7 protein-coding genes and 1 riboswitch are annotated in these 6,270 nt (G+C 75.9%); of the genes, 2 read left to right on the top strand and 5 right to left on the bottom strand.

What is annotated here, in order from left to right; all coding sequences use genetic code 11:
- Together WCS02_RS16160 and WCS02_RS16155 are read right to left on the bottom strand one after the other, a co-directional pair.
- A partial coding sequence (locus WCS02_RS16160) for an energy-coupling factor ABC transporter ATP-binding protein (RefSeq protein ID WP_340295096.1) occupies positions 1–826 on the bottom strand: 826 nt, incomplete at its 3' end.
- 5 nt (positions 827–831) lie between these two features.
- On the bottom strand, positions 832–1,677 hold the full coding sequence (locus tag WCS02_RS16155; RefSeq protein ID WP_340295094.1) for an ECF transporter S component: 846 nt from the start codon (positions 1,675–1,677) through the stop codon (positions 832–834).
- 53 nt (positions 1,678–1,730) lie between these two features.
- Positions 1,731–1,837: riboswitch (TPP riboswitch) on the bottom strand.
- A 54-nt stretch (positions 1,838–1,891) separates the two neighbouring features.
- On the opposite strand from WCS02_RS16155, the gene arr reads away from it, so the two are divergent.
- Positions 1,892–2,356 carry an NAD(+)--rifampin ADP-ribosyltransferase gene (gene arr / locus WCS02_RS16150; RefSeq protein WP_340295092.1) on the top strand — a complete coding sequence of 155 codons (465 nt, stop codon included), beginning with the start codon at positions 1,892–1,894 and terminating at the stop codon, positions 2,354–2,356.
- Between the two features lie 12 nt (positions 2,357–2,368).
- On the opposite strand, the gene WCS02_RS16145 is transcribed toward arr, so the two are convergent.
- The 3 genes from WCS02_RS16145 to WCS02_RS16135 are packed head-to-tail and all read right to left on the bottom strand — an operon-like array spanning position 2,369 to position 5,339.
- Positions 2,369–4,738, bottom strand: coding sequence for a heavy metal translocating P-type ATPase (locus WCS02_RS16145; protein WP_340295090.1), 2,370 nt, complete (start codon positions 4,736–4,738; stop codon positions 2,369–2,371).
- Positions 4,738–4,956 carry a heavy-metal-associated domain-containing protein gene (locus tag WCS02_RS16140; RefSeq protein WP_340295088.1) on the bottom strand — a complete coding sequence of 73 codons (219 nt, stop codon included), beginning with the start codon at positions 4,954–4,956 and terminating at the stop codon, positions 4,738–4,740. Before WCS02_RS16140 ends, WCS02_RS16145 begins: the two co-directional genes overlap by 1 nt.
- Before the next feature lie 59 nt (positions 4,957–5,015).
- Positions 5,016–5,339 (bottom strand): metal-sensitive transcriptional regulator, encoded by a 324-nt coding sequence (locus tag WCS02_RS16135; RefSeq protein ID WP_340295086.1) that lies wholly within the window; start codon positions 5,337–5,339, stop codon positions 5,016–5,018.
- A gap of 108 nt (positions 5,340–5,447) precedes the next feature.
- On the opposite strand from WCS02_RS16135, the gene WCS02_RS16130 reads away from it, so the two are divergent.
- Positions 5,448–6,270, top strand: an 823-nt coding sequence (locus WCS02_RS16130; protein WP_340295084.1) for a 13E12 repeat family protein, incomplete at its 3' end; no start/stop codon positions are given.

The raw sequence follows: 6,270 nt of genomic DNA, 5'->3' as shown, positions 1-6,270 counted from the left end.
CCGACAGCCCGGCCGCCGTGAGCAGCCGGGGTCCCGTGCTGTCCCCGGGGCGGCGGGCGGGCCGGGCGGGCGGCCGGTCGGGCACCCACACCCCGTCCCGGGCCAGGGCCTCGCCGTGGGCGGCGAACACCGCGGCCGGGGGGCCGTCGGCACGGACGCCGCCGCCGGGCTCGAGCACGACGACCCGGTCGACGTGCGGCAGCCAGGGGGCGACACGGTGCTCGACGAGCAGGCAGCCCGCCCCCGTCTCCTCCAGCACCCGGCCCACCGTGCGGCGCAGGCCGTCGGCGGCCGCGGGGTCGAGCATCGCGGTGGGCTCGTCGAGCAGCAGCAGGCGCGGGCGCAGGGCCAGCACGCCGGCCAGGGCGAGGCGCTGCCGCTCCCCGCCGGACAGCCGCGACGTCGACCGGTCGAGGCCGTGGGGGAAGCCGACGAGATCCAGCGCCTCGCGCACCCGCGGCCAGATCTCGTCCCGCGGCACGGCGTGGTTCTCCAGGCCGAAGGCCACGTCGTCGCCGCAGCGGGCCAGGACGGTCTGGCTCAGCGGGTCCTGCAAGAGCAGCCCGGTGCGGGCCACCCCGGCCGCGACGCCGTCGACCCGGGCCTGCCGGACCCCCACGCCGTCGAGCTCGAGCACGCCCTCCTCGTCCCCGGTCTCGGGGTCCAGGAGCCCGGCCAGGCCTTGCAGCAGCGTCGACTTGCCCGCGCCGCTCGGGCCGAGCAGGAGGACGCGCTCGCCGTCGGCGACGTCGAGGTCGAGCCCGCGGACGGCCCAGGCGGCACGCGTGCCGTGCCGCCACCCCCAGCCGCGGGCCCGGACCCCCACCGGGGCTAGACCCGTCGCCCGTCGCGCCCGGAGGCCAGCGACGACAGCACGCCGGTCCTGGCCAGGCCGCGGGTGAGCGCCCAGCCGCCCAGCCCCGCGATGACGACGCCGCTGACCACGGCGAGGACCACGTAGGCGACCTGCACGCCCGGCACGAGGTCCGGGTAGAACACCGTGGTGTCGAGCAGACCGACGACGAGACCGGCGCCGGCACCGGACAGCAGCGCCACCGGCAGGCCGAAGCGCCGGTAGAGCAGCAGCGCGAGGACGACCTCGGCGCCGAGCCCCTCGAGCAGGCCGTACCAGACCGTGGAGAAGCCCCACTGGTTGCCGATCAGGGCGCTGAGGGCGGCGGCGACGAGCTCGGTGTAGACCGCGGCGCCGGGCTTGCGGACGACGAGGCCGCCGACCACGCCGGGCAGCAGCCACACCCCGGCGACCAGGGCGCTCACCGGCGGGGCGAGGACCGGGGACAGCCAGGCGTAGAACCCCAGGTTCCACAGGGCGAACATGAGGCCGCCGGCGACGCCGAGGACGCTGGCCACGACGATGTCGACGACGCGCCAGCGGGCCCGCGCGGTGGCCGCCCCGACGACGCTGATGCCGAGGGTGGCGACGAGGAGCCCGGCCGCGACCGTGAGGGTCGACAGCTGGGTGGCGAACAGCGCCTGGTCGGACGGGAGCCCGACGGCGACGACGGCAGCGCCCAGGACGAGGCTGACGACGACGCCCGCGACGAGCACGGTGCGGGCGCGCCGGTCCTCGGGACCCCGGGCGTCGGTGGTGGCGGCCCCCGAGGAGCCGGTGGTGCTCGTGCTGTGGTCGGTGGTGCTGTGGTCGGTGGTGCTCATGTGTCCTCCCAGAGGTCCCAGGAGGGGGACCCGTCGACGCAGCGGTGCCGTCGACGGGTCGAGACTCGACTACCTCCGCCGGTGCTAACCGGATCAGGTTCGAGGGTCTGCGGTCACCCGCACTCTCAGCGCCCGGATCGGCGCTCCCCTGTCGTGGGACGCACTGTACGCCTGCCCGGGCACGGCAGGATCTGCGGGAGACGGAGGGGGCTCCATGGACGACGACAGCGAGGCCCGGGTGCCGGTGACGTACGGGCACCACGCCCACGTGACCGGCCCGTTCTTCCACGGCACCCGGTCCCTGGTGGCACCGGGAGAGGAGCTCGTGCCGGGCCGCGGCTCGAACTACGAGGCGGACCGGGTCTCGAACCACGTGTACTTCACCGCGGCCCTGGAGACGGCGGTGTGGGGCGCCGAGCTCGCCGCCGCGCTGGCCGGCGAGGACCCTGCCGCAGGCCACGTCTACGTCGTCGAGCCCCTCGGGCCGTTCGAGGACGACCCGAACGTCACCGACAAGCGGTTCCCCGGCAACCCGACCCGGTCGTACCGCAGCCGGGACCCGCTGCGCGTGGTGCGCGAGGTCGACGGGTGGCCGGGGCACCCGCCGGAGGTCCTGCGCCAGATGCTCGACAGCCTCGCCCGGCTCAGGGAGCGGGGCGAGGCCGTCATCGAGGACTGACCGCGGCGGGGGTCAGGCGCCGGTCACCGACCGGAAGCCGCGCAGCCGCAGGCTGTTCGTCACGACGAACACGCTGCTCGCGGCCATCGCCACGCCCGCCAGGAGCGGGTTGAGCAGCCCGGCGACCGCGAGCGGGATGCCGGCGGTGTTGTACGCGAACGCCCAGAACAGGTTGCCCTTGATGGTCCGCAGCGTCGCCCGGGACAGCCGGACGGCGTCGACCGCCGCGCGCAGGTCGTCCCGCACGAGCGTGATGTCGCTGGCCTCGATCGCCACGTCGGTGCCGGTGCCCATGGCGATGCCCAGGTCCGCGGCCGCGAGCGCGGCGGCGTCGTTGACCCCGTCGCCGACCATCGCCACGACCCGGCCCTCGGCCTGGAGCCGGCGGACCTCGGCAAGCTTGTCCTCCGGCATGACCTCGGCGCGGACGTCGTCGGGGTCGATGCCGACCTGCGCGGCGACGGTCCGGGCGGCGGCCAGGTTGTCGCCGGTGAGCAGGTAGGGCCGCAGCCCCAGCGACCGGAGCTCGGCGACGGCCTGCGCGGCGGTCGGGGTGACGGTGTCGGAGATGACGAGCAGGCCACGGACCGCCCCGTCCCACCCGACGGCGACCACGGTGCGGCCTGCGTCCTGGGCGTCGCGGACCTGCTGCTGCTGCCGCTGCGACAGGTGCTGGGACCACTCGCTGGCCAGCCAGGCGGCGCGGCCCACGACGACCGCGTGCCCCTCGACGGTGCCCGCGACGCCGAGGCCCTGCCGCGAGGCGAAGCCCTCGACCGGCGGGAGGGTGAGGCGTCCGTCGGTGGCGTCGTCGGTGGTGGTGCCCGCCGTGAGCGTGCCGACCGGGACGGGTCGCTGGGCGGCCTCGGCGACGGCGCGGGCGATCGGGTGCTCGCTGCCGTGCTCGAGGGCGCCGGCCAGGCGGAGGACCTCGGCCGGGTCCTCGCCGTCGGCGGCGACCACGTCGACCAGGCGCATCCGCCCGGTGGTGAGGGTGCCGGTCTTGTCGAGCACGACGGTGTCCACGCGGCGCGTGGACTCCAGCACCTCGGGGCCCTTGATGAGCACGCCGAGCTGCGCGCCGCGGCCGGTGCCGACGAGCAGCGCGGTCGGGGTGGCCAGGCCGAGGGCGCAGGGGCAGGCGATGACGAGGACGGCCACCGCGGCGGTGAACGCGGCGGCGGGGTCGTCGCCCCAGACCAGCCAGCCGACGAGCGTGAGCAGCGCGACGACGAGCACGACCGGGACGAAGACGCCGGAGACCCGGTCGGCCAGGCGCTGCACCTCGGCCTTGCCGGACTGGGCGGCCTCGACGAGGCGGGCCATCTGCGCCAGCCTCGTGCCCGCGCCGACCCGGGTGGCCCGGACGACGAGCCGGCCGCCGGAGTTGGTGGTGGCGCCGGTGACGGTGCTGCCGGGGCCGACCTCGACGGGCACGGGCTCGCCGGTGAGCATCGACTCGTCTACGGCGCTGCTGCCCTCGACGACGGTGCCGTCGGTGGCGACGGTCTCACCGGGGCGGACGACGAAGACGTCGCCGGCGACGAGCTGCCCGACGGGGATGCGCTCCTCGCGCGTGGAGCCGGCACCGTCGCGGAGCACCGCGACGTCCTTGGCGCCCAGGTCGAGCAGCGCCCGCAGGGCCGCACCGGACCGGTTCTTGGCTCGGGCCTCGAGCCAGCGACCGACGAGCACGGCGGCGGTGACGACGGCGGCGACCTCGAGGTAGATCTCGTCGCCGCCCTGCCCGGGGGCGGTCACCAGGCGCAGCTCCATCGTCATGCCGGTCATCCCGGCCATGCCGAAGAACAGGGCGTAGAGCGACTGCGCGAAGGCCGCGAGGACGCCGATGCTCACCAGCGTGTCCATCGTGGCTGCGCCGTGGCGGGCGTTGACCAGTGCCGCGCGGTGGAACGGGTAGGCGCCCCAGACCACGACGGGCGCGGCGAGGGTGAGGACCAGCCACTGCCAGTTGTCGAACTGGAGCGGGGTGACCATCGACAGCAGCAGGGTCGGCACGGCGAGCGCGGTGCTGACCAGCGCGCGCTCGCGCAACGATCGGGTCTCGGGGTCCTCGGCGGGGGCGGTCCCGGTGGCGCCCGTGCTCTCGACGGGCGGCGCGGGCAGGACGGCGCCGTAGCCGGTCTTCTCGACGGTGGCGATGGCCGCCGCGACGTCGGTGCCCTCGGGCAGCCGGACCGTGGCCTTCTCGGTGGCGTAGTTGACGCTCGCCTCGACGCCCGGCATGCGGTTGAGCTTCTTCTCGATCCGCATGGCGCACGAGGCGCACGTCATGCCGGAGATCTCGAGCGTCACCGGGGCGCCGAGCACCGCCGGCGTCCCCGCCGTGCTGCTGGTGGGGCTGCTGGTCGAGGCCGTCATCAGCGCACCAGCTCGTATCCCGCCTCGTCGACGGCGGCCGCGACGGCGGTGCCGTCCAGGGGCTGCTCGCTCGTCACGGTGACCGGGGAGGTCCCGCCCGCGACGAGGTCGATGCTGACGTCGGTCACGCCGGGCAGCTGCGTGAGCTCCTCGGTGACGGCGGACACGCAGTGCCCGCAGGTCATGCCGGCGACCTGGATGGTGGTGGTCTCGCTCATGGTGGGTCCTCCTGGACGGGTGCTGGTTCGGGTGCTGGTTCGGGTGCTCGAGCTGCCGGTCAGGACCTGACGAGGCGGGCGACGGCGGCGGAGGCCTCGGCGATCTTGGCGTCGGCGTCTGCGCCCTCCTCGACCGCGTGGCGGACGCAGTGCTGCAGGTGCTCGTCGAGCAGCTGCAGGGCCACCGACTGCAGGGCCGAGGTGGCCGCGGAGATCTGGGTGAGGACGTCGATGCAGTAGGTGTCGTCGTCGACCATGCGCTGCAGGCCGCGGACCTGACCCTCGATCCGGCGGAGCCGGGTCAGCACCTTGGCCTTGTCGCCGGACACCACGTACGCCGGCGCGTCGCCGGGGGCACCGTCGGTGCCTGTCGTCGCTGTCATCACGTTCCTCCTGTGTCGTCGTCGTCAACGTATACCCCCTGGGGGTAATTCCGCAACGGTGCTCCGAGGGCCCGGGGTTGTGTCCGGGGGTCTCCGTACGGTCGACCCGTGACCACGACCGCTGCCGCCCCGCCGCCGGTCCGGCCTGCGCCCGGGACCGAGCCGGGCCCTCCCGGGTCGGTGCCGACCGAGGTCCGGGCGGCCGCGGAGGCCGTGGCCCGGGCAGCAGCGGCCGTCGGCGGCGCGGCGTGGCAGGTCCCCTCCTCGGAGCTGCTCGACGGCATCCGTCAGGTGGCGGCGCTGCGGAACCGCGCCGAGGCGCTGTACCTCGACCTGGTCCGCGAGCTCGATGCCCGGGGCCTCGCGACCAGCGCGCCGGTCGCCACGACACCCGAGGGCTTCCTCCGGACGGCGTGCCTGGTCGGTGCCGGGCAGGCCCGCCGCGACGTCGCCGCCGCGAGGGCGACCGGCCAGCACCAGCCGCTGGCCGCGGTGGCGGACGACCTCGCCCGCGGTCGCACCACGCGAGCCCACCTCGACGTCGCGGTCCGCTGCCTGGACCGGGTCCCGGCCGCGATGCTCGCCCGACCCGGCGCGGCCGCCACGGTGGTCGGCTACCTGAGGACGGCCGCCGAGGACGCCGGCCCGCCCGACATGGACCGGGCCGCCCGCCAGCTCCTGGCGACCCTGGACCCCGACGGCTCGACCCGGCGTGAGGGGTTCGACCCGGACGGGCACACGCGCCGCTTCCTCGACGTGCACACCGACGCGACCGGGATGGTGGTCGGCTCCTTCCAGCTCGACGCCGTCTCCGGCGCGACCGTGCGCGCGGCGCTCGACACCTGCTCCGCGCCGCGGACCGGTCCTGACGGCCGGTCGGGCGGGGTCGCGGGCGCCGACGGGGAGCCCGACCGGCGGCAGCCGCGGCAGC

The organism is Aquipuribacter hungaricus, assembly GCF_037860755.1.
Lineage (GTDB): Bacteria > Actinomycetota > Actinomycetes > Actinomycetales > JBBAYJ01 > Aquipuribacter > Aquipuribacter hungaricus.
This window is presented reverse-complemented; position numbering and strand designations above follow the sequence as displayed.